General features: G+C 61.7%; 18 protein-coding genes. 5 read left to right on the forward strand and 13 right to left on the reverse strand.

The window, feature by feature from the left end; all coding sequences use genetic code 11:
* Positions 1-28 precede the first annotated feature (28 nt).
* Both Q7C33_RS06005 and Q7C33_RS06010 read left to right on the forward strand, forming a co-directional pair.
* Positions 29-532 carry a M48 metallopeptidase family protein gene (locus Q7C33_RS06005; protein WP_030137848.1) on the forward strand — a complete coding sequence of 168 codons (504 nt, stop codon included), beginning with the start codon at positions 29-31 and terminating at the stop codon, positions 530-532.
* 4 nt (positions 533-536) lie between these two features.
* Positions 537-833, forward strand: a complete 297-nt coding sequence (locus tag Q7C33_RS06010) for a winged helix-turn-helix domain-containing protein (RefSeq protein WP_030137847.1) — start codon at positions 537-539, stop codon at positions 831-833.
* A 127-nt stretch (positions 834-960) separates the two neighbouring features.
* Here the strand turns inward: Q7C33_RS06010 and Q7C33_RS06015 are convergent, their stop codons facing one another.
* On the reverse strand, positions 961-1,413 hold the full coding sequence (locus Q7C33_RS06015; protein ID WP_030137846.1) for a GNAT family N-acetyltransferase: 453 nt from the start codon (positions 1,411-1,413) through the stop codon (positions 961-963).
* A gap of 258 nt (positions 1,414-1,671) precedes the next feature.
* Here Q7C33_RS06015 and Q7C33_RS06020 point away from each other — a divergent pair, with 258 nt between their 5' ends.
* Positions 1,672-2,409, forward strand: a complete 738-nt coding sequence (locus Q7C33_RS06020) for a substrate-binding periplasmic protein (RefSeq protein WP_198796851.1) — start codon at positions 1,672-1,674, stop codon at positions 2,407-2,409.
* A gap of 108 nt (positions 2,410-2,517) precedes the next feature.
* Here the strand turns inward: Q7C33_RS06020 and yccS are convergent, their stop codons facing one another.
* From yccS to betI, 9 genes are all read right to left on the reverse strand, one after another.
* Positions 2,518-4,689, reverse strand: a complete 2,172-nt coding sequence (gene yccS / locus Q7C33_RS06025; RefSeq protein ID WP_407682998.1) for a YccS family putative transporter — start codon at positions 4,687-4,689, stop codon at positions 2,518-2,520.
* A gap of 175 nt (positions 4,690-4,864) precedes the next feature.
* Entirely contained in the window at positions 4,865-6,043 is a 1,179-nt protein-coding gene (locus Q7C33_RS06030; protein WP_407682999.1) for an NAD(P)/FAD-dependent oxidoreductase, read from the reverse strand.
* Positions 6,044-6,194: 151 nt separating this feature from the next.
* Complete coding sequence (gene dbpA, locus Q7C33_RS06035; protein ID WP_258651024.1) at positions 6,195-7,532, reverse strand: ATP-dependent RNA helicase DbpA; 1,338 nt, start codon at positions 7,530-7,532, stop codon at positions 6,195-6,197.
* 316 nt (positions 7,533-7,848) lie between these two features.
* Positions 7,849-9,276, reverse strand: coding sequence for a multidrug transporter subunit MdtD (gene mdtD / locus Q7C33_RS06040; protein WP_258648444.1), 1,428 nt, complete (start codon positions 9,274-9,276; stop codon positions 7,849-7,851).
* A 197-nt stretch (positions 9,277-9,473) separates the two neighbouring features.
* The gene (locus tag Q7C33_RS06045) at positions 9,474-10,811 is read right to left on the reverse strand and encodes a TldD/PmbA family protein (protein ID WP_407683000.1); all 1,338 of its coding nucleotides are present in this window, start codon (positions 10,809-10,811) and stop codon (positions 9,474-9,476) included.
* On the reverse strand, positions 10,811-12,253 hold the full coding sequence (locus Q7C33_RS06050) for a TldD/PmbA family protein (protein WP_407683001.1): 1,443 nt from the start codon (positions 12,251-12,253) through the stop codon (positions 10,811-10,813). The genes Q7C33_RS06045 and Q7C33_RS06050 overlap by 1 nt, the downstream gene beginning before the upstream one ends.
* A gap of 405 nt (positions 12,254-12,658) precedes the next feature.
* Positions 12,659-14,362 (reverse strand): choline dehydrogenase, encoded by a 1,704-nt coding sequence (gene betA, locus Q7C33_RS06055; protein ID WP_407683002.1) that lies wholly within the window; start codon positions 14,360-14,362, stop codon positions 12,659-12,661.
* A gap of 129 nt (positions 14,363-14,491) precedes the next feature.
* On the reverse strand, positions 14,492-15,964 hold the full coding sequence (betB, locus tag Q7C33_RS06060; protein WP_407683003.1) for a betaine-aldehyde dehydrogenase: 1,473 nt from the start codon (positions 15,962-15,964) through the stop codon (positions 14,492-14,494).
* Positions 15,965-16,043: 79 nt separating this feature from the next.
* Complete coding sequence (gene betI / locus Q7C33_RS06065; RefSeq protein WP_030137836.1) at positions 16,044-16,664, reverse strand: transcriptional regulator BetI; 621 nt, start codon at positions 16,662-16,664, stop codon at positions 16,044-16,046.
* Between the two features lie 364 nt (positions 16,665-17,028).
* Between betI and Q7C33_RS06070 the strand changes: the two genes are divergently transcribed.
* Complete coding sequence (locus tag Q7C33_RS06070) at positions 17,029-18,564, forward strand: BCCT family transporter (RefSeq protein WP_187293291.1); 1,536 nt, start codon at positions 17,029-17,031, stop codon at positions 18,562-18,564.
* 195 nt (positions 18,565-18,759) lie between these two features.
* Here Q7C33_RS06070 and choV read toward each other — a convergent pair whose 3' ends face one another.
* From choV to Q7C33_RS06085, 3 genes are all read right to left on the reverse strand, one after another.
* Positions 18,760-19,938, reverse strand: a complete 1,179-nt coding sequence (gene choV / locus Q7C33_RS06075; RefSeq protein ID WP_030137834.1) for a choline ABC transporter ATP-binding protein — start codon at positions 19,936-19,938, stop codon at positions 18,760-18,762.
* Positions 19,935-20,780, reverse strand: a complete 846-nt coding sequence (choW, locus tag Q7C33_RS06080) for a choline ABC transporter permease subunit (protein WP_030137833.1) — start codon at positions 20,778-20,780, stop codon at positions 19,935-19,937. The genes choV and choW overlap by 4 nt, the downstream gene beginning before the upstream one ends.
* 66 nt (positions 20,781-20,846) lie before the next feature.
* On the reverse strand, positions 20,847-21,794 hold the full coding sequence (locus Q7C33_RS06085) for a choline ABC transporter substrate-binding protein (protein ID WP_030137832.1): 948 nt from the start codon (positions 21,792-21,794) through the stop codon (positions 20,847-20,849).
* A 434-nt stretch (positions 21,795-22,228) separates the two neighbouring features.
* Between Q7C33_RS06085 and Q7C33_RS06090 the strand changes: the two genes are divergently transcribed.
* A complete protein-coding gene (locus Q7C33_RS06090; protein ID WP_030137831.1) occupies positions 22,229-23,605 on the forward strand; it encodes an L-serine ammonia-lyase in 1,377 nt (458 codons plus the stop codon).
* Positions 23,606-23,762: the final 157 nt, after the last annotated feature.

Below are 23,762 nucleotides of genomic sequence, written 5' to 3' on the forward strand. Positions count from 1 at the left end.
CGGCCTTTTGTAATGGTGTGGCCGCCCGATGACTGCGCTCAAATACCTCCAGGCGTACCCCGCCGCCTTGCAAGCCCAGGTGCAACAATTGATCGCCGAGGATCGGCTGGGCGATTACCTGCGCCAGCGCTATCCCGACCGGCATCCGATCCAGAGCGATAAGGCGTTGTACGCCTACGCGCTGGAACTCAAGCAGCAATACCTGCGTAACGCGCCGGCCATCGACAAGGTGCTGTTCGACAATCGCCTGGACCTGACGCATCGTGCACTGGGCCTGCATACAGCCGTGTCGCGGGTGCAAGGTGGCAAGCTCAAGGCCAAGAAGGAAATCCGCATCGCATCGTTGTTCAAGGAGGCGGCGCCCGACTTCCTGAAGATGATCGTGGTTCACGAGCTGGCCCACTTCAAGGAATCGGACCACAACAAGGCGTTCTACCAACTTTGCGAGCACATGCTGCCGGGTTATCACCAGTTGGAATTCGACCTGCGGGTGTACCTGACCTGGCGGGACCTGCAACAAGACAAGGAATGATCGGATGGACGTCAGCAAGACCAAGAGCAGCTTCTATCGTCGCTTGTATGTGGCTTACCTGATCGACAGCGGCCTGGCCAGTAACGTCCCGGCCCTCACCGAAGTCACCGGCATGCCCCGGCGTACGGCCCAGGACACCGTGGCGGCGCTGGCGGACCTGGATATCCTGTGTGAGTTCGAACAAGAAGAAGGCGCGCGCAACCATGCCGGGCGATATCGGATTCGCGATTGGGGGGCGATTGATCGGGGGTGGATCGAGCAGAACCTGGAGCGGATCAGGGCGGTGCTCGGCTATCCCTGAATGCTGGTTGTGTCTGGGTTGGCGTCTTCGCGAGCAAGCCCGCTCCCACAGTGGGATCTTTTGTAGGCACAAAAACTTTGTCTACCTCAGAACCCTTGTGGGAGCGGGCTTGCTCGCGAAGAGGACCTTAAGGACGATGCATGCCGATATGCGGAATCCCATCCTCCAGATACTCGACACCCACCGCTTCAAACCCATACCGCCCGTAATACCCCTGCAGATGCGCCTGGGCCGACAACGAAATCGATGTGCCGGGCCAGTGCTTCTGCGCCTGTTCGAGCGCACGCTCCATCAGCGCATGCCCCAGCCCCTGGCCGCGTGCTTCTGGCGCGATGACCACCCGGCCAATCACCACGTCGCTGTTGCGCGAGTGGGGATCGAGCAAACGAAGGTAGGCGATCAGGTGATTGTCCCGCCAAGCCATCAGGTGGCACGTGTCTCCTTCCAGATCGAGTCCATCCACGTCCGGGTAGGCGCAGCTCTGCTCGACCACGAACACGTCGGCGCGCAATTTTAGAATGGCGTACAGCTGCTCCTTGCTCACGTCGCTGTGATGTTTGCAGACCCAGTCGATATCCATTTTTTGAATTTCCTTGAATGCCTGATGCCGATATTAGGCGTCCTCACGTCGGAAGTCTCTTTTCGATTGGTCGGAAAATCTGTGATAAAGACCAAAATGCCATCATGGATGTGTCGCGGTCTTGTCTTCTTTGTGTAATCTTCGATTCAGCCCTGCGCAGCGGTTTCGATGAGCTAACGTTAGGACCGGACGTCTGCGGATGTCCCTTGGATTTCGGCTAAAAACAAACCGGGCTTGAACCCGTCAAGGATGTTTGGCATGCCGCGATTGCATCGAGTTCTTGCTTTGGTCGGACTGCTGTTGCTGAGCCACAGCGTCTGCGCGCAGAAGTTGCGCCTGGTGGCCGATGCCTGGCCCCCTTTCACCGATTCGACCTTGGTCAACGGCGGCCTGGCGACCGATATCGTCACGACGGCCCTGGCGCGGGCGGGCTATGCCAGTGACTTCGAGCAGGTGCCCTGGGCACGGGCGATGCTGGGCATCAGTGAAGGGCGCTACGACGTGCTGGTCAACGCCTGGTACGCCGAAGAACGCACCCATGTGGGTCAGTTCTCGGCCGAGTATTTGCTTAACCGGGTGCGCTTCATCAAGCGCAAGGATGCGGACATCGAGTTCGATAATCTTCAGCAGCTATATGCCTACCCCGTCGCCGTGGTGCGTGGCTACGCCTATGCCAAGGCGTTCGACGAGGACGCGCAGATGCAGAAGATCCCTGTGCACAACTTTGCGATGGCCGTGCGCATGCTGGCTGCCGACCGGGTGAAACTGACCTTGGAAGATGAGTACGTCGCCCGTTACTACCTGGCTCGGGAATCCCCAAAGGTGCGCAACGCCGTGGAGTTCCTGCCCAAGCCCTTGAGCGAAAACAGCCTGCACATATTGGTCAGCCTGAAGAACCCCGAACACGAGCAGATCGTGGCTGGATTCGATCGTGAAATTGCGGCGATGAGGGCGGATGGGAGTTATGAGCGGCTATTGAAGGCGCATGGGATGTAGAGCAAGAGCAGCTTCAAGCTTCAAGCTTCAAGCTTCACGCCCGGCGTCACGAACTTATAGCCTTGACTTGCAGCTTGCAGCTTGCAGCTTGCAGCTTGCAGCCGGCCGTCAGGCCTTCATCAAATGCGCCGCCAACGTGCGCAACGGCCCCAACTGGCGGCAGATCAAGGCCAATTGAGTCTGCACCAGCCGCTGCCCTTCGTCGATTTCGTCGGGCATCTGCTCAAGCTCGCTGGCCAGTGCTTCCTCTTCGTCACTCTGGATGGCAATCGACTGTTTGCTCGCCAGGCCTTGGGCGATTTCATCGATGCTGGACGCCAGTTTTACGCCCGCGCCGTCGATCAGGTATTCGCGCACTTCAGTTGGCAATTCCGTGCCCCGGTGGGCGCCCAGGCCTGACAGGTAGCTGAGCAACGTGTGGGACAACACCAGGAAGCGGAATCCGACGTCGGCCTCCTTACGGAAATGCCCAGGCTCCATCAGCATGTTCGCCAGTGTGGTGGACAGCGCCGCATCGGCGTTATGGGCGTTGCGTCGGGCCAGGCGATAGGCCAGGTCGTCACTTTTTCCGGCCGCGTATTGCTGCATGATCTGGCGCAGGTAGATGCTGTTGCAGGTGAGCGTGTTGGCGAGCACTTTGTTCAGCCGTCGGCCCTGCCAGTCGGGCAGGAACAGGAACACTGCCAGCCCGGCGATCAGGCTGCCTACCAAGGTATCGAATAGCCGTGGCAGCAGCAGGCCGTAGCCGTCGCCGACCTGGTTGAAGCAGAACAGCACCATGATGGTGATTGCCGCGGTCGCCAGGGTGTAGCGGGTGGTGCGGTTGGTAAAGAATATGACTCCGGCGACGATGGCGAAGCACGACTGCACCAGTGGGTTCGGGAACAGATCGAACAATGCCCAGGCCACCGTCAGGCCGATCGCGGTGCCGATGATCCGCTGGCCGAGCTTGCGCCGGGTGGCGCCGTAGTTGGGTTGGCAAACGAACAGTGTGGTAAGGACGATCCAGTAGCCTTGGGACGGGTGGATCAGGTGCACCATGGCGTAGCCCACGGTCAAGGCCAACGGCAATCGCAGCGCGTGACGAAACAGCAGCGAGGTGGGCGTGAGCTGGGTACGCAGGCGTACCCAGACGTCCTTGAGGTTGCGTGGTGAGCGGTCCAGGAGGCTGCTGTCGGTGGCGTCGGCCAACGCGTCGGGATTGCTCGCATCGCTGAGCAGACGGTCCATCGTGCCAAGGTTCACCGACAATGCGCGCAGCGAACGCAGCAAACCGCGCCAGGCCGGGTTGCTCTGGATGCGCAAATGTTCGAGGGACGCGTGCAGGTCGTTCAACGCTTCGGCAAAGCTGTCGTCATAGACGAACGGCTGGCGCAGCTGGATCGACTCCGCCAGAGCCTGGCAGGCCTTGCCCTGCTGGCGCAGCAGGCGCTGGCAGCGGAACAGCACATCGCTGTGAAAGAAGGCTTCGGCCAGCGCGTTATAGGGGTAATGGGAAGAGCTCGCGCGTTCGTGGATGTCCTGGGCGAGAAAATACAGCTTCAGGTAGCGGCTGACTTTCGAGCCGGGTCGGCCGTTGCCGACGCGGTGCAGGATGATTTCCTTGGCGCTGTTGAGCGCGGCGACGACCCGACCGTTCTGCTGGGCCAGTTCCAGGCGTCGCGCCTCGACGTCCAGGTGGCGGATCGGTTCGAGCAACGACGACTTGAGCTTCAGGTAACGCCCCAATTCGCGAAACAGTCGCGCCAGGCTTTGCTGCACGGGCTGGTTGGAAAACAGCGCGTGCCAGAGGACCGAGAGCAGGCCATACCATGCGGCACCGGCGACCAGCAGTGAAGGTTCGTGCCAGAAGTCAGTCACCGCGCCGCCGCGCTGGTCCACGCCGATGACGGTGTAGACCGAGAGAATCAAGGTGGCCGAGGCGATCGCGCCGTAGCGCTCGCCCAAGGCGCCAAGCATGGTCAGGCCAAAGGCAGCCAGGGCCAGGGCGACTATGAACAGGACGGGATAGGGAAACAGCAACTCCACCGACAACGCGGCAACGGTGAAGCACACCAGCGTCACGACCAAGGCGTTGAGGCGGCCTTGCCAACTGTCATCGGTCTCGGCCAGGGCGCTGGCGATGATGCCCAGGAACAGGGGAATCAGCAGCCCCATTTCATCCAGATACCAGCACAGCCCCATGCTGCCGGTCAGGGCGATGAACACCCGCACGCTATAACTGAACTTGTCCAGCGCCCAAAGGCGCCGCAGGGATTGGCTAAACGAGGTCGATGACATGAAGTGCAAGGGCCTGACGGGCAATGACGCTAAATTGAGGCAGTAATGACGCCGATGCAATGGCGGCGATCACATCTGACAGCAAAAAGTGTTCCGGAGGATGAAGGACACTTACACCTCTGTGGCGAGGGGATAAATCCCCTCGCCACAAAAGCAGGCTCAACATGGGGTGGGATCAGACGTACTGCGCCGCCGCATACCCCGAAGCCCAGGCCCACTGAAAGTTGAACCCGCCCAGGTGCCCGGTGACATCCAGCACTTCGCCGATGAAGTACAGCCCGGGGCTTTTCAACGATTCCATGGTCTTGGACGAGACTTCCCGGGTGTCGACGCCACCCAGCGTGACTTCGGCGGTGCGGTAGCCTTCAGTGCCGGCAGGGACGACGTTCCAGCTCGCCAGTTTCTCGGCGATGTCCGCCAGCTCCGCGTGGGTGTATTGCTTCATGGGTTTGGAGGCGAACCAGGTGTCGGCCAGCAGGTTGGCCATTTTCTTGGTGAACAGCTCGCCCAGCAGTGTTTTCAATTCGCTGTTGGGACGTTCGGCCTGTTGCTGCTGCAGCCATTGCGGCACGTCGTGGTCGGGCAAAAGGTTGATCTGCACCGTGTCCCCTGGTTCCCAGAACGAGGAAATCTGTAATATCGCCGGGCCGCTCAGGCCGCGGTGGGTGAACAGGATGTTCTCGCGAAAACTCTGGCCATTGCAGCTCACCAGGCAATCGACCGAGGTGCCCGACAGTTCAGTGCACAGGGTCTTGAGCTGGTCGGTGATGGTGAACGGCACCAGCCCGGCGCGAGTTGGCAGCAACTCATGGCCAAATTGCTTCGCCACCTGATAACCGAAGCCGGTTGCCCCGAGGGTCGGAATCGACAGCCCGCCGGTAGCGATGACCAGGGACTGGCAGGTGAGGGCGCCGAGGGTGGTTTGCAGCAGGTAGCCGCCGTCGGTCTTTTCGATCTGCTCGATCGAGGTGTCCAGGTGCAGGTTGACGCCGGCCTGGTCGCATTCGTCCAGCAGCAGGCCGAGGATGTCGCTGGACTTGTTATCGCAAAACAATTGGCCGAGTTTTTTCTCGTGATAGGGCACGCCGTGCTTGGCCACCAGCGCGATGAAATCCCATTGGGTGTAGCGGGCCAGCGCCGATTTGCAGAAGTGTGGGTTCTGCGAGAGGAAATTGCCCGGCTCGGTGTACATATTGGTGAAATTGCAGCGTCCACCGCCCGACATGAGGATTTTCTTGCCGGCCTTGTTGGCGTGGTCCAGCAGCATCACTTGGCGTCCGCGCGCGGCAGCGGTCAGCGCGCACATCAACCCCGCGGCGCCAGCGCCAATGATCACGACTTCGGTAGAGCGCAAAACGGTGTCCTCTCAGCTTTCCACAATACTGAATGTGGGAGCGAGCTTGCTCGCGATAGCGGTGGTTCAGTCAACATCGAGGTGACAGAACTGACGCCATCGCGAGCAAGCTCGCTCCCACAGTTTGATATCTGTTGGGTTGGCGATCGCTTTACAGGATCCGCACCCGCAACGACCGACCCTTGATCTTGCCATCGTTCAGGCGTTGCAGCGCCTGCTTGGCGATCCCGCGTTCCACGGCCACGTAGGCCTGGAAATCGAAGATCGCGATCTTGCCGACCTGGGCGCCGGGAATGCCGGCCTCGCCGGTCAGGGCACCAAGGATGTCACCGGGGCGGACCTTGTCCTTGCGCCCGGCGCCGATGCACAGGGTGCTCATCGCTGGTAGCAGCGGACCGCCGCCCTGGGGCTTGAGGTTGTCCAGTTGGTCCCAGCTCAGCGGCGACTTCTGCAGTTGCTCGATAGCCTGGGCGCGGTGGGCTTCGGACGGCGCCACCAGGCTGATGGCGATGCCTTTCTCACCGGCGCGGCCGGTGCGGCCGACGCGGTGGATGTGGATTTCCGAATCCCGGGCCAGTTCGACGTTGATCACCATGTCCAGGGCATCGATGTCCAGGCCGCGGGCCGCCACGTCGGTGGCCACCAGCACCGAAGTGCTGCGGTTGGCGAACATCGCCAGCACCTGGTCGCGGTCGCGTTGTTCAAGGTCGCCGTGCAGGCCGACGGCGGAGATGCCCTTGGACGTCAGGTGATCGACGGTTTCCTGGACCTGCTGCTTGGTGAAGCAGAACGCCACGCAAGAAGCCGGACGGAAATGCGCCAGGACCTTGACCACCGCGTCCATGCGCTCCTCGGGCGAAATCTCGTAGAAACGCTGCTCGATCTGCGCGTCGGAGTGGAACGCCTCGGCCTTCACTTGCTGTGGGTCACGCATGAACTTGGAGGCTAGCTGCTTGATGCCCACCGGGTAGGTGGCGGAGAACAGCAGTGTCTGGCGGCGTTCCGGGGTCTGCTGGATGATGTCTTCAATGGCGTCGTAGAAGCCCATGTCGAGCATGCGATCGGCTTCGTCGAGAATCAGCGTATTGAGGCCGTCGAGCACCAGCGAGCCCTTGCGCAGATGCTGCTGGATGCGCCCCGGCGTGCCGACGATGATGTGGGCGCCGTGTTCGAGGGAGGCGATCTGCGGGCCGAACGACACGCCGCCGCACAGGGTCAGGACCTTGATGTTGTCTTCGGCGCGGGCCAGGCGGCGGATTTCCTTGGCAACCTGGTCGGCCAGCTCGCGGGTTGGGCACATCACCAGGGCCTGGCAGCCGAAATAGCGCGGGTTGATCGGGTTCAGCAGGCCGATGCCGAAGGCGGCAGTCTTACCGCTGCCGGTCTTGGCCTGGGCGATCAAGTCCATGCCCTTGAGGATCACCGGCAAGCTTTGCGCCTGGATCGGCGTCATCTGGGCATAACCGAGTGATTCGAGGTTAGCCAGCATGGCGGCGGACAGCGGCAAAGTATTAAAAGCGGTGGCAATGGTGGTCACGGGACTGGCCTGCAAAACAAAATGTCGCGCAGTGTAGCAGCCTCGTGCCACTTTCTTCGAAAGTTCTGGACGAGCTGTGAGGGCCGAACCGCAGAACATGTGGCGGGGATTTATTGTGGCGAGGGGATTTATCCCCGCTGGGCTGCGAAGCAGCCCCTAGGATGGTCACCTTGGTGGATCAGGGAGAGCGCATTCAGCCTTTTTGGGGCTGCTGCGCAACCCAGCGGGGATAAATCCCCTCGCCACAAAAGCTCCCCAATTCCACTGGTCAGTGTTCGATATGCTCATCCGGGCGTTTCACCCGTCGCCCGTCTTCGCGTGACAACTGGGAAAAGATCGTCGCCGCCAGCATCGCCATGATCCCCACCGTGACGAACGTCAGCTGGAACGCCCCCAGTACGGTCTCCACCCCATCGTTACCCACCTGGGCGGTAAAGCCGCCAAGCAAGGCTCCGGCGCAAGCCACGCCGAGGCTCAGGGACAGTTGCGCCACCACCGACAACAGGCTGTTGCCACTGCTGGCGCTGGCATCGTCCAGGTCGATCAGGGTCACGGTGTTCATCGCGGTGAATTGTAGCGAGTTGATCGCCCCCAGCACTGCCAGATGCGCCAGCAACAGCCAGTACGGCGTCTGTTCGCTGACCAGGCCCATGCTCGCCAGCATCACGCCCAGGGCGAGGGTATTGGCGGTAAGGACAATGCGATAGCCGAAGCGCTCGATCAATGGCCGGGCGACCGATTTGGCGACCATCGCCGCGGCCGCCAGGGGCAGCATGCTCATCCCGGCCTGGGAGGGTGAATAACCCAAGGCGACTTGCAACAACAACGGCACCAGGAACGGCAGGGCGCCGCTGCCCAGGCGCGCGAACAGGTTGCCGAGGATGCCCACGGCGAAGGTTCGGGTCTTGAACAGCGACGGTGGGAACAGCGCGTTCTCGACGTGCCCGGCCCGCAACCAGTAGGCCGCCAGGCAGGCCATGCCGCCGAACAGCAGCAACATCACCCGCAGGTGCGGCAGGTGCAATTCACCCAGGCCTTCCATGGCAATGGTGATCAGTACCATCGCCGCGCCAAACAGCAAAAAGCCCAGGCCATCGAAGCGCGTGCGCTCGCTGCCGCGCAGGTCCGGGATGAATTTCCACACGGCATAACAGCCGATCACGCCCACCGGCAGGTTGATGATGAAAATCCAGTGCCAGGTCATGTATTCCACCATCCAGCCGCCCATGGTCGGGCCGATCAGCGGGCCGAGCAGGCCGGGAATGGTGATGAAACCCATGATTCGCACCAGCTCCGAGCGTGGATAGGCCCGCAATACCACCAGCCTGCCCACCGGCAGCATCAACGCACCGCCCAGGCCTTGGACGACACGGGCGCCGACCAGCATGCTCAACGAACTGGACAAGGCGCAGAGCAAGGAGCCGAAGCTGAACAACAGGATCGCGCCGAAGAAAATCTTCTTGGTGCCGAAGCGGTCGGCGATCCAGCCTGACGCCGGGATCAACAGCGCCACGGTGAGCATGTAGGCAATGATCACACCCTGCATGCGCAGCGGGTTTTCCGCCAGGTCACTGGCCATGGCGGGCAGGGCAGTGTTGAGGATGGTCCCGTCGAGGGACTGCATGAAAAAGGCAATCGCCACCACCCACGGGAGCCAGCGGGCGGTGACGGCATCGAGGGGAGCGCGGTTGGGCATGGGACCTCTTGTGTGGACAGTGGACATTGACCTGCAGCGAAAGCGCTTTGTGGCGAGGGGATTTATCCCCGCTGGGCTGCGAAGCAGCCCCCGATCTACCAGCCCAGTAAAACAGGCGGAGCCTATTCAAGCTTCTTGGGGTCGCTTCGCAACCCAGCGGGGATAAATCCCCTCGCCACAGGTTCTGTGTTTGCTAACTACAGGGTCAAGGTCAAGCGCTTCACCAACGCCCCCGGCAACAACATCGAGGCCGTGGCCCGTTGGCTGTAGGTGCTGGCCGAAAGCAGAAGTTCCCGCTCCCGGGTCAGCGCTTCGAGCTGCGACCCCAGCAGGCTGTAGACGCTGTCGTCGAAACGCATGGTGCTGACCGGTGCCTGGATCTGGCCGTTCTCGACCCAGAACGTGGCGAAGCGGGTCATGCCGGTCAGGCGCGCCGCCGGTTGGTCCGAGTAGTTCAGGTACCAGAGGTTGCTGATGTACAGCCCGGTGCCGAGTTCTTCGAGGATGTATTTCTGCTCCAGTTGCCCGCCCTGCATGTCCAGCGCCGTAGGGTATTCATAGCTGCTGGCGCCATTGGCAGTGAGACCATATTCGGCGGCGCTGCGGGAGTTGACCAGTCGCGCGTTGGCCGTGCCCTTGGCAATCAGCGTCAGGTCGTCGCGGGGATAACCTTCGTCGGAAAACGCCGGGCTCAAGGAGCCGCTGACCTGCTCGGTCAACCACACGTTGGGACTGAAGTGGGCCTCGCCAGCGTAGAACTTCTGCAGCGGGCTCTGCTTGCTGGCAATCGCCCGGGCGGAAAAACCGCCCCAACTGAGCATGCCCATGATCTCTTCCAGGGCGGCCGGCGCCAGATAAGCGCGGTATTCGCCGGGCGGCAGCGTGCGCAGCGGGCGGCCGAGAAACTCCAGTTGCTCGCGAGCCTGTTCGAAGCGCCGGGCGAATCCCTCGCGGCTCCATTCATGCCCGGCGTAGCTGGCTTTCACTGCCTGGCCGTTCTCATGGAACAGGCTGAAGTCGAAGTTGAAACTGTTGGCCTGGTGCCAGCCGAATGCGCCTGAAGAACTGGCGAAACCGCGGCTGATGGGCCCCGCAGCATAGAACCCGACCAGATCCAGGCCTTCGGCGGCGCGGGTGATTTCAGCGACGGCCTGCTCCGTTTCGGGCAGTGGATGGGCCTGCACGTTGTCGCTGCGCCAGTGATTCTGGTTGAGCAGCAGGTAGGGATCGGCAGGCAACAGCGGCAAGGTTTCGCGCAGTTGCCGTAGCCCTTCGGCCAAGCGTTGCAGGTCGGTCTCGGTGTCACCGGACAAGGTGATCTGCAAATCGGCATGATGGCCGTCGTTGATCAATTTGAAACTGACATTCGCCTGCTGCACCTGGCCGGCCTGGCGGACCTTGCCGTGGTTGAAGCGTACGAAGGCCGAAGACTCGGCGGCGTAGCCGAGGGTGAATTGTTCAGGTTCGCGCAGCGCATCGCGTAGCCAATCGACCAACGCCTTGAACGCCCCCGCTTGATTATTGACAGTGCTCATCAGGCGTCTCCCCCAAACACATCGACATTGCTGAACACACAGGCCGGCGACGCATGGCCGACGCGGATGACCTGGTTCGGTTCGCCCTTGCCGCAGTTCGGCGTGCCCAGAACCTGGGACGTGCTCGCATCGCCCACCGCTCTCAGGCTCTTCCAGAATTGCGCGGAGATGCCCCGGTAGTTGGGGTTCTTCACCACATCCTTGAGCTCACCGTTTTCGATCAACTGGCCCCATTCGCAACCGAACTGGAACTTGTTGCGGGCGTCGTCGATGGACCAGGACCGGTTAGTGCGCATCAACACGCCGTGCTCGATGCCCTGGATCAGTTGCTCCAGGGATTGGTCGCCGGGTTCGATGTTCAGGTTCGCCATGCGATCGATGGGGGGGCGGTTCCAACCGCAGGCGCGGCTGTTGGCGACACCGTCGAGGCCAGCGCGGAACTGCGACAGCGCGCCGCCCAATGGACGCAACAGCAGCCCTTCACGAATCAGGAACTGCTTGCTCGCGGCGCTGCCGTCGTCGTCATGGCTGTAGCTCGCCAGTTCCTCGGGAATATCCGGGTCGAAGGTCACGTTCAACAGGCTGGAGCCATATTGCAAGTGGCCGAAATCGCTGGTCTTGACGAAGCTGGTACCGGCGTAATTGCGCTCATCCCCGAGGATGCGGTCCAGTTCCAGCGGATGGCCGATGGACTCGTGGATCTGCAGCATCATCTGGTCGGGCATCAGCAGCAGGTCACGCGGGCCTGCTGGGGTATTCGGCGCCATGAGCAACTGCAGGGCCTGGTCGGCGATTCTCGGGCCGGCGCCGATCAGGCCGCAACGGCTGATCACATCGAAGCCGCCTTGCTGGCCGAAATTTTCCCGGCCCAGGGTGCGGGTCTGGCTGTCGTGGCCGTCGAAGGCGGTGACGTCCAGGGCCGGGTAGATGAAGCGTTGGGCCTGGCGCAACTCAGCGCCGGCACTGTTGAGGTAGATCTGCTCGACCTGGGTCAGGCCGATGCTGGCCTGCCAGTTCACCAGACGCTCGTCTGCGGGCACTGCGGCCGATTCATCGCCGAGCAATTGGTAGCAATCGCTCAAGGGCGGGAAGACCTGGTCGAAATGCGGCGAGAAATAATCGGCGCGGTCGCTGGACACCGCTTGCTCGCGCAGATCGAGCAAGGCATGGGGCTTGAGCCGGCGAGCGTGTTGCTCGGCGCGCTCCAATGCCGCTTGCAGGCCGGCCTGGGACAGATCGTTGGTGGCCGCGTAGGTCTCGACACCGTTGACCCGCACGGTGAGCATCGCCCCTTCGTCGCGGTCCAAGCTCGGTGGTTCGGCGACGTTCTTGCGCACCGACAGGTGCTGGCCGGACTCACGGACATAACGCAGGGAAAAGAATTCAGCACCCGTGCGCAAGGCAGCAAACCGCTGCTTGAGCTGGGGATGGAAGTCGAACATGAAACCTCCTTGTCTGGAGTGGCGATGCAGCGAGGTGCGGCGCATTGACGCGGTGGCTCTAGAGTAGGCCTGGGGCGGGGGAGGGATCAAGGCAGATGGGAATTTTGCGGTGTCAGGTTGGACGCCTTCGTCGGATCGCCGCCCGGAGCAGGCTCGCTCCCACATTGGATATTTGGTGGTCACGAAATCTTTGCCCACCTCAGAATCCCTGTGGGAGCGAGCTTGCTCACGATGGCGGAGTGGCAGTCAACGAAGATATTGAATGGGCCGGCCCCATCGCGAGCAAGCTCGCTCCCACAATGGGATCTTCAGCGGTCACGAAATCCGTGTCCACCACCGAACCCCTGTGGGAGCGAGCTTGCTCCGGGCGGCGATCCGACGAAGGCCGCGCCGCGGTCTTGAGTCTTACTGTGCAGCCGTCGCCACTTCACGCACCGGCTTGCCGCGCACCGGCGCATCGCCGGCCACATAGTACGGTGCGGTCGAGCGCGGCAGCGGCTTGCGACCACGGATCTTGTCGGCGATTTTCTCGGCCATCATGATCGTCGGCGCATTGAGGTTGCCGGTGGTGATGATCGGCATGATCGAGGCGTCGACCACGCGCAACCCTACCATGCCATGCACGCGGCCTTCGCCGTCTACCACGGCCATGTCGTCGGTGCCCATCTTGCACGAGCAAGACGGGTGGAACGCGGTTTCGGCATGCTCGCGGATGAACTGGTCCAGTTGTTCGTCCGTCTGCACCTCGATGCCCGGGCTGATCTCGCGGCCACGGAAGGCGTCGAGCGCCGGTTGTTGCATGATCTCGCGGGTCAGGCGGATGCCGTCGCGAAACTCCTGCCAGTCCTGCTCAGTGGCCATGTAGTTGAACAAGATGCTCGGGTGCTGGCGCGGGTCTTTGGACTTGGCCTGGATCCGCCCACGGCTCGGCGAGCGCATGGAGCCCATGTGCGCCTGGAAGCCATGTTCCTTCACGCCGTTGCTGCCGTTGTAGTTAATCGCCACCGGCAGGAAGTGGTACTGGATGTTCGGCCATTCGAAATCCGGGCGAGTACGGATGAAGCCGCCGGCCTCGAACTGGTTGCTGGCGCCGATGCCGGTGCCGTTGAACAGCCACTCGGCACCGATGGCCGGCTGGTTGTACCAGAGCAGCGACGGGTACAGCGAGACCGGTTGGGTGCAAGCGTATTGCAGGTACAACTCCAGGTGATCCTGCAGGTTTTCGCCGACGCCCGGCAGGTCGTGGACCACCGGGATGTCGAGATTCTTCAGCAGCTTGGCCGGGCCAACGCCGGAGCGCTGGAGGATCTGCGGCGAGGCAATGGCGCCGGAGCACAGCAGCACTTCCTTGCGTGCCCGAGCTTCGACGCGCTCTTCAGCGGCGCCCACCAGGTAGCGCACGCCGACCGCACGCTTGCCTTCGAACAGGATCTTGTCGGTCAGGGCATGGGTAACGATGGTCAGTGTCGAACGCTTCTTGGCGATGTCCAGGTAACCACGGGCGGTACTGGCGCGACGGCCGTTGGGCGTGACGGTACGGTCCATCGGGCCGAAACCTTCCTGCTGATAACCGTTGAGGTCGTCGGTACGCGGGTAACCGGCCTGCACGCCGGCTTCGACCATGGCGTGGAACAACGGGTTGTTACCGGCCTTGGGCGTGGTCACGCTGACCGGGCCGTCGCCGCCGTGGTAGTCGTTCGGGCCGATGTCACGGGTTTCGGCCTTGCGGAAATACGGCAGGCAATCGAGGTAGGTCCAGTCTTCCAGGCCCGGCAGCTTGGCCCAGTTGTCATAGTCCAGGGCGTTGCCGCGGATGTAGCACATGCCGTTGATCAGCGAAGAACCGCCCAGGCCCTTGCCGCGTCCGCACTCCATGCGACGGCCGTTCATGTGCGGCTCCGGGTCGGTTTCATAGGCCCAGTTGTAGCGACGGCCCTGGAGAGGAAATGCCAGGGCGGCGGGCATTTGCGTACGGAAGTCGAGGCGATAGTCCGGGCCGCCGGCTTCGAGCAGCAGGACGGTGACGCCTTCGTCTTCGGTCAGGCGGGTGGCTAATGTGTTGCCTGCTGAACCGGCACCCACAATGATGTAGTCGTATTCTGTAGTCATAGGTTCTCCGTGGGAGCTGCAAGCCCCAAGCTTCAAGCTGCAAGAAAGAGCAGCGAGCGGTGTTTATAGGAGGGCGGCAGCCTCGAACTGCTTTTTACTTGCAGCTCCAAGCTTGCCGCTCGAAGCTCCTCAGAACACTGAGGCGTAATCGCCCATCTCGACCTGCACCGACTTGATGCGGGTGAAGTTGTTCAGCGAGCTGATCCCGTTCTCCCGGCCCACGCCCGATTGCTTGTAGCCACCGACCGGCATTTCCGCCGCCGATTCGCCCCAGGCGTTGATCCAGCAGATGCCGGCTTCGAGCTGATGGATCACGCGGTGGGCGCGGTTGAGGTCGCGGGTCACGACGCCGGCGGCCAGGCCGAAGTCGGTGTCGTTGGCGCGGCGGATCACTTCTTCTTCGGTGTCATAGGTGAGGATGCTCATCACCGGGCCGAAGATTTCTTCGCGAACGATGGTCATGTCATCGGTGCAATCGGTGAACACGGTCGGCGCGACGAACGCGCCCTTGGCGAATTCGCCTTCGGTCAGGCGACCGCCGCCGCACAGCAAGCGCGCGCCTTCGGCTTTGCCTTTCTCGATGTAGCCCAGCACGCTTTCCATGTGGGCGAAGCTCACCAGCGGGCCGAAGTTAGTGTTTTCGTCTTCAGGGTTACCGACGCGGATGCGCGCCACGCGCTCGACAATCTTGGCTTCGAACGCCGCTTTGAGATGGCTCGGCACGAACACGCGGGTGCCGTTGGTGCAGACCTGGCCGGAGCTGTAGAAGTTGGCCATCATCGCGGTGTCGGCGGCGCGGTCCAGGTCAGCGTCGTCGAAGATGATCAGCGGCGACTTGCCGCCCAGTTCCATGGTCACGTCCTTGAGCGACGAGCTCGAGGCGCTGGCCATGACTTTCTTGCCGGTGTCGGTGCCGCCGGTGAAGGAGATTTTCTCGATGCGCGGGTGCTCGGTCAGCCAGGTGCCGACTTCGCGACCGCTGCCGGTCAGCACGTTGAACACGCCCGCTGGAACGCCGGCCTCGGTGTAGATCTCGGCCAGTTTCAAGGTGGTCAGCGAGGTGACTTCGCTTGGCTTGAAGATCATCGCGTTACCGGCGGCCAGGGCCGGGGCGGATTTCCACAGGGCGATCTGGATCGGGTAGTTCCACGCGCCGATACCGGCGACCACGCCCAGGGGCTCGCGACGGGTGTAGATGAAGGAAGTGGTGCGTAGCGGAACCTGCTCGCCTTCGATGGCGGGCACGAGGCCGGCATAGTATTCCAGCACGTCGGCGCCGGTGACGATGTCGACGTATTTGGTTTCGGAGAATGATTTGCCGGTGTCCAGGGTTTCCAGGGCGGCCAGCTCATCGTTGCGCTCGCGCAGGATGTCCACGGCGCGGCGCAGGATGCGCGAGCGTTGCATGGCGGTCATGGCGGCCCAGACTTTCTGGCCTTTTTCGGCGCTGGCCACGGCACGCTCGACGTCCTCGAACGTTGCGCGCTGCACCAAGGCGAGCACTTCACCGTTGGCCGGGTTGATGGCTTCGAAGGTGGCGTCGCCGCTGGCATCGCTGTACGCGCCATCGATGTAGAGTTTTTGCAGTTCGAAACGGGCCATAAAGTCCTCGCAAGTGCATAAGTGGTTGGCTGAGCACCGAGCGTGTCGTTCATAGCTGACTACGCGCTGCGGTGGCGGTTCAGGTGGCGAGCGATTCTGTGTGCTCTGGCATTCCTGACTTGGCCAGTTGGAAATCCATGTATTCGTAAGCGATCTGGTGTGCCTGGGCGGTATCGAATGCGTCTCCCGACAGTGCCCCGCGCAGCCACAAACCGTCAATCAGCGCGGCCAGGCCCCGTGCCGCGCTGCGCGCCTGGTCAACAGGCAACACGCGGCGGAACTGGCAACACAGGTTGGAATACAGACGGTGATCGTTGATCCGCTGCAACCTGTGCAATGACGGGTGATGCATGCTGGTGGCCCAGAAGGCCAACCAGGTTTTCATCGCCGGACCGTTGACCTGGCTGGCGTCGAAGTTGCCTTCGATGATCACCTTCAGGTGAGCTCGCGGGCTCGAATCCGTCAGCGCTTGGCGACGCGCGGTGACGTTCTCGCTCAGGACACTCATCAGGTACTGGGCCGTCGCCGCGATCAGGCCATTCTTGTCCTGAAAGTAGTGACTGATGATGCCGTTCGAAACACCGGCCAAACGGGCGATCAGCGCAATGCTGGCGTCCCCCATTCCGACCTGATCGACCGCCTGCAAGGTGGCTTCGATCAATTGCTGGCGGCGGATGGGTTGCATACCGACCTTGGGCATCTGCAAATCTCCTTGGGCCATCGGGCGGACGAGTTCGGTCCGCCTTCATGAGGGCCAGTCTATTTTGTTTTGATTGAACGTTCAATCAACAAAGAATAAGCTCTGCGACAATTCGTCGCGATTTACCGAAATTTCCTACGCGTAAATGGCGCGGAAGCGAGACATCAAGGACCCAAGACCCGCGCATGACGGGGGCGAGGGCTCCAAGGGTGTCTTTATAACACCCGCCGGTCGGCTGCCCACTCACCGATTGGTCGGGTATCGCGTTGCCTTGTCCTTCTCTCGCACTGCCTGGAGCATCCGTGCAATGAGTTCTGCCTTGCTAATAAAGACCCCACCGCAAAAGGTGACGGTCAACGGTTGGGTGTTCTACACCTCCACCGCGCTGATCCTGCTGCTCACCGCCATATTGATCATTGCGCCACAGGAGGCCGGCCGGTTGCTCGGCATTGCCCAGGCGTGGCTGTCCCGCAGCTTCGGCTGGTACTACATGGTGGTGATCGCCGCCTACCTGGTGTTCGTGGTGGGCCTGGCGCTTTCCTCCTACGGCAAACTCAAGCTGGGCAGCAAGCACGACACGCCGGACTTCAGCTACGGCGCCTGGGCCGGGATGCTGTTTTCGTCGGGCATTGGCATTTCCTTGTTGTACTTTGGTGCGTCCGAGCCGCTGGATCATTTCTTCAACCCGCCCGAAGGCGTGGCCGGCAGCCAGATGGCCGCGCGCCAGGCCGTGCAGTTGACGTTCTTGCACTGGGGCCTGCATGGCTGGGCGATCTATGCCCTGGTGGGCCTGGCCGTGGCGTATTTCGCCTACCGGCACAACCAACCGCTGGCGCTGCGCTCGGCCTTGTATCCATTGGTGGGCGAGCGCTGGGTCAAGGGCGCGGCGGGTCATGCCGTAGACGGTTTCGGCATGTTCGTCACGTTGCTGGGGCTGGTGACCAACCTGGGGATCGGTTCGCTGCAAGTCGCGTCCGGGCTGGAAAACCTGTTCGGCATCGAGCACAGCAACACCAACCTGCTGATCGTGATCATTGTGATGAGCACCGTGGCGACCATCGCCGCTGTCTCGGGCGTGGAAAACGGCATTCGCCGGCTGTCCAACCTGAACATCGTGTTGTTCAGCGGCTTGCTGATCTTCGTGTTGTTGTTCGGTCCGACCCTGCACCTGCTCAACGGTTTCGTGCAGAACGTCGGTGACTACCTCAACGGCGTGATTCTCAAGACGTTCGACCTGTATGTGTATGTCGACGACAGCGCCAAGTCCGACCGCTGGCTGGGTCTGTGGACCCTGTTCTACTGGGCCTGGTGGATTTCCTGGGCGCCTTTCGTCGGCATGTTCATCGCGCGGATTTCCCGTGGGCGTACCGTGCGCGAACTGGTGGCGGGCGTGTTGCTGATTCCCCTGGGCTTTACATTGGCGTGGCTGTCGATCTTCGGTAACTCGGCCCTGGACCTGGTGATGAATCAAGGGGCGGTGGAACTGGGCAAGACGGCGCTGACGCAGCCGTCCATGTCGATCTATCAGTTGCTGGAGTTTTACCCGGCCTCGAAAGTCGTGATCGGCGTGTCGATCTTCGTCGGTTTCGTGTTGTTCCTGACCCCGGCCGACTCCGGCGCGGTGATGATGGCGAACCTTTCGTGCAAGGGCGGCAGTGTCGATGAGGATGCACCGCACTGGTTGCGGATTTTCTGGTCGGTGGTGATCACACTGGTGACCGTTGGCCTGTTGTTCGCCGGTAACTTCGAGGCGATGCAGACCATGGTGGTGCTGGCTGGGCTGCCGTTCTCGGTGGTGCTGGTGGTCTTCATGTTCGGGCTGCACAAGGCCATGCGCCAGGATGTGCAGGCTGAGCAGGAGCGGGCGGAGTTGGCGGCGCTGGGCCGGGTCTTTAGCTGACCCGTTCGATAGTTGTGAACACTGTTGTGGCGAGGGGATTTATCCCCGCTGGAGTGCGCAGCGCTCCCAAAGCCATTGGGGCTGCTGCGCAACCCAGCGGGGATAAATCCCCTCGCCACAAGAGCATTCCAATTCTTGTTTCTGCACAGACAAAAACGCCGCGATCATCTCGCGGCGTTTTTGTCTGCGTGGGGCTTAGCCCAGGTTCTTGCCGAGCAGCGCGTGGTACAGCTCGCTGTCACCGAGGATGCCGACGACTTTCTGGTTGTCATGCAGCACCAGCTTGTTGCCGGTCTGGTAGCGGATCTGCAAGGCATCGCGCATGCCGATGTTCGAATCCACCAGCGTCGGGCGGCGGCCCAGGCCTTCGACGGCTTGGCCCGGCGCCCAGTTCTGCAAGTCCAGCGCGGCGCCGTTCTGCCGGGCGCCCTTGATAGTATTGCCTTCGGCCAGGTCGAGCCAGGAGTCACCGCCCGGGTCCAGGCATACCGAACCGTTGATGCGCTTGCAGTTGTCCAGGGTGCGCATCAGGCTGCGACCGCAGAGCACGTTGAGCGGGTTGGTATGGGCGACGAATGTACGCACGTAATCGTCCGCCGGGTTGAGCACAATCTCTTCTGGCTTGCTGTACTGGATGATCCGGCCGTCTTTCATGATCGCGATACGGCTGCCCAGCTTCAGGGCTTCGTCGAGGTCGTGGCTGACGAACACGATGGTCTTGCTCAGCTTGCGTTGCAGCTCCAGCAGTTCGTCCTGCAAGCCCTGGCGGATCAGCGGGTCGAGTGCCGAGAATGGTTCGTCCATCAACAGGATATCGGCGTCCATCGCCAGGGCGCGGGCCAGGCCGACCCGTTGCTGCATGCCGCCGGACAATTCGTCAGGCTTCTTGTTGCGCCACTGGGTCAGGCCCACCAGCTCAAGCTTCTCATCCACCAGCTTCTTGCGTTCCTTCTCCGGTCGGCCCTGCATTTCCAGGCCGAAGCTGATGTTCTCGCGCACCGTCAGCCAAGGCATCAGGGCGAATTTCTGGAACACCATGGCGATGCGTTTGGTGCGCATCATCTTCAGTTCGGCGGGGGTGCAGGAGGCGATGTCGATCTGCCGGCCTTCGTGCTCGACGAACAATTTGCCGCGACTCACCGTGTTCAAGCCGTTGATGCAACGCAGCAGGCTGGATTTGCCGGAGCCGGACAGGCCCATCAGCACACAGATCTCGCCTTTTTCGATGTCGAGGCTGGCCTTTTCCACACCGACGATCTGCCCGGTCTTCTTCAGGATTTCGTTGCGGGTCATGCCCTTGTCGAGCAGCTTGAGGGCTTCGCGTGGATCTTTGGCAAAGATCACGTCGACCTCTTCGAAGCGGATTATGCTCATGCGTCACCCCCTACTTTGGCGTCGGGTTGTTTGCAGATTCGGTCGAGCATGATCGCCAGCAATACGATCGCCAGGCCGGCTTCGAAGCCCAGGGCGATATCAGCGGTGTTCAGTGCGTTGACCACAGGTTTGCCCAGGCCGTCGGCACCCACCAGTGCCGCGATTACCACCATCGACAACGACAGCATGATGCACTGGGTGATACCGGCCGCGATGCTTGGCATTGCGTGGGGCAGTTCGATGCGCGACAGCAGTTGGCGACGGGAACAGCCGAAGGCTTTGCCGGCGTCCATCAGTTCTTCCGGAACGTCGCGGATGCCCAGGTAGGTCAGGCGGATGGGGGCGGCAATCGCGAACACCACCGTGGAGATCAAGCCTGGGACCACACCCAGACCGAAGAGAGTCAGGGTAGGAATGAGGTAGACGAAGGTCGGTACGGTCTGCATCAGATCGAGTACGGGACGCATCAGGGTGTAGAACATCGGCTTGTGCGCGGCAACAATGCCCAGCGGCACGCCGATCAGCACGCAGACCAGGGTCGCGAACAGCACCTGGGCGAGGGTTTCCATGGTCTCTTGCCAGTAACCCAGGTTGAGGATCAGCAAGAAGGACGCGATGACGAAAACGGTCAGGCCCCATTTGCGCTGGATGAAGTGCGCCAGTAGCGCAATGAGGCCGATCAGGGCCAGGGGGTTGAACCAGGTCAGCGCAAACGTCACGCCGTGAATCATCGTTTCCAGGAACAGCGCGATTGCGTCGAAAGTGTTGGCGCCGTTTTGCGTCAACCATTCGACAAAGCCCGCGATGTACTGGCCCAAGGGTATTTTCTGATCAATAAGCATGGTAGTGAACGTCCGCATGCAAGGAATAAACAGCCCGGGCGAGCGAACCCGCCCGGCATAAACAAGTTACAGACCGAGCTTGCCTTTCACGGCCTCCAGGCCAGGTTTACCGTCAATGGTGGTGACGCCAGCGAGCCAGGTATCGAGCACCTGTGGATTTTTCTTCAGCCAGGCCTTGGCGGCGGCCTCGGGTTTCATCTTGTCGTCGAGCACGTTGCCCATCAGCGTGCTTTCCATGTCGACGGTGAACTCCAGGTTTTTCAACAGCTGGCCAACGTTGCTGCATTCCTGGCTGTAGCCTTTGCGGGTGTTGGTCGCCACGGTAGCGGCACCGAAGTCGGGGCCGAAGAAGTCGTCGCCGCCGGTCAGGTACTGGATTTTGAAGCGGGTATTCATCGGATGCGGCGCCCAGCCGAGGAACACCACGTCAGTCCCGCGCTTGGAGGCGCGGTCGACCTGGGAGAGCATGCCGGCCTCACTGGACTCGACGACCTTGAAGCCCGCGTCCTTCAGACCGAAGGCGTTCTTCTCGATCATGCTCTGGATCAGGCGGTTGCCGTCGTTGCCCGGTTCGATCCCGTAGATCTTGCCGTCGAGCTCTTTCTTGAATTTAGGGATGTCGGCGAAATCGTGCAGGCCTTTGTCATACAGGGCCTGGGGAACGGCGAGGGTGTATTTGGCACCCTTGAGGTTGGTGCGCACGGTTTCCACGGTGCCGGCTTCGCGATAGGCCTTGATGTCGTTTTCCATGGTCGGCATCCAGTTGCCGAGGAACACGTCCATGTTCTTGCCATCGGCCAGGGACTTGTAGGTCACCGGCACCGAAATCATCGTGGTCTTGGTCTTGTAGCCGAGGGCATCGAGCACCACGCTGGTGGTGGCGGTGGTTACGGTGATGTCGGTCCAGCCGACATCGGAGAAGTTGACGGTGCTGCATTGAGCGGGCTCTGCAGCGTTGGCCAGCATTGGAAGACTCAGCATGGCGGCCAACAACAACGGCTTGGAACCTTTCATGGGTGGACTCCTGGTGTTTTATTGGCAGTGTCCGGTCGGGACAACCGCGCTTTTTTGCTTTTTTTAAGTTGCGGTTGGTGGCGCGTGAGCACGCTTTGTGACACGCGGCCTTGCAAACGAGCCGTAACCGATCATGTACCAGTGCAAATCCGACGCCTACAGGGTGAGTCGTATCCAGTACAGGGAGGGTCGCATCCAGTGTTGGTGACGTCGTTTACAGATTTTTTCGGCCCTCGGCTGGCTTCTGACACGCAAAAAAACGTCGTAAAACCTGGGCGACAAGGACGCGGCGCTGGTGGGCATGATTGCGTCGGTGTCAGACGTCGAAAGCCCATTCAAAAGCCGGATGATGCGGCCATCCCGGCGTTGAGCGTAGCAGCTCCGCCACCGGGCGCTCCTGCGCCCGGATGTGACCGTTCTGGAGATTCAAGGCAATGGCAATCAGCGTATTCGACCTGTTCAAGATTGGTATCGGCCCATCCAGTTCCCACACCGTGGGGCCGATGCGCGCCGCGGCGCTGTTTCTTGAAGCGTTGCGCGCGAAGTCGCTGCTGCACGAGGTGCGCCGGGTCGAGGTGCAGCTGTTCGGTTCGCTGTCGGCCACCGGCATTGGCCACGGCAGCGATACCGCCACGATCATGGGCTTGATGGGCGAATGGCCCGACTCGATCGACCCGTCGCAGATCGGCACGCGCATCGAGCTGCTGCGCGAGACCGAGACCCTGTTGCTCGATGGTCGCCTGCCGGTGCCTTTCGTCTGGTCCCGGGACATGCGCCTGCTCGACGAAAACCTGCCGTTCCACCCCAACGCGATGACGCTGGTAGCCGAGGGCGACAACGGCGAGCTGCACCGCGATACCTATTATTCGGTCGGCGGCGGATTCGTCGTCGACCAGGCCCAGGCTTCCAGCGGCGTGATGGACCTGGACACCACCGAGTTGCCCTACGACTTTTCCAGCGCCGAGGAGTTGCTCGGGCTGTGCCGCACGCACAATTTGCGGGTGGCTGAATTGATGATGGCCAACGAGAAAGTCTGGCGTTCGGAAGAGGAGATTCGCAGCGGCCTGATGAAACTCTGGCGGGCCATGCAGAGCTGCGTGGAGCAGGGCCTCAAGCATGAAGGCATCTTGCCGGGCGGCTTGAATGTACGTCGGCGGGCGGCCAAATTGCACCGCAGCCTGCAAGAATTGAACAAACCAAACGTGATCGGCTCGACCCTGAGCGCCATGGAGTGGGTCAACCTGTTCGCCCTGGCAGTCAACGAGGAAAACGCCGCCGGTGGGCGCATGGTCACGGCGCCGACCAATGGCGCGGCGGGAATCATTCCGGCGGTGCTGCATTACTTCATGAAGTTCAGCGAGGCGGTCACCGACGCCAACGTCGTGGATTATTTCCTCGGCGCGGCGGCGGTTGGGATCCTGTGCAAGAAAAACGCCTCGATCTCGGGCGCCGAAGTGGGCTGCCAGGGTGAGGTCGGCTCGGCCTGCGCCATGGCGGCGGCGGGCCTGGCGGAAATCCTCGGGGCCTCGCCGGAGCAACTGTGCAACGCGGCGGAAATCGGCCTGGAACACAACCTCGGCCTGACCTGCGATCCGGTGGGCGGCCTGGTCCAGGTGCCGTGCATCGAGCGCAACGCGATCGCTGCGGTAAAAGCCATCAACGCAGCACAAATGGCCTTGCGCGGTGACGGCCAGCATTTCATTTCCCTGGACCGAGTGATCCGCACCATGCGCGATACCGGCGCCGACATGCACGACAAATATAAAGAGACATCGCGGGGCGGGCTGGCGGTCAGTGCGGTGGAGTGTTGATTCGAAATCTCCACCGGACTCTGTGGCGAGGGAGCTTGCTCCCGCTGGGGCGCGAAGCGCCCCCGAGGCGACGTCATGATCTCCCAAGAATAGTTCGCAAGCCGAATTTGCGACCGCTTCGCGGTCGAGCGGGAGCAAGCTCCCTCGCCACCGATGA

Origin of the sequence: Pseudomonas sp. BP11-1-1, from assembly GCF_052112105.1 — a bacterium.
Taxonomy (GTDB): domain Bacteria; phylum Pseudomonadota; class Gammaproteobacteria; order Pseudomonadales; family Pseudomonadaceae; genus Aquipseudomonas; species Aquipseudomonas alvandae.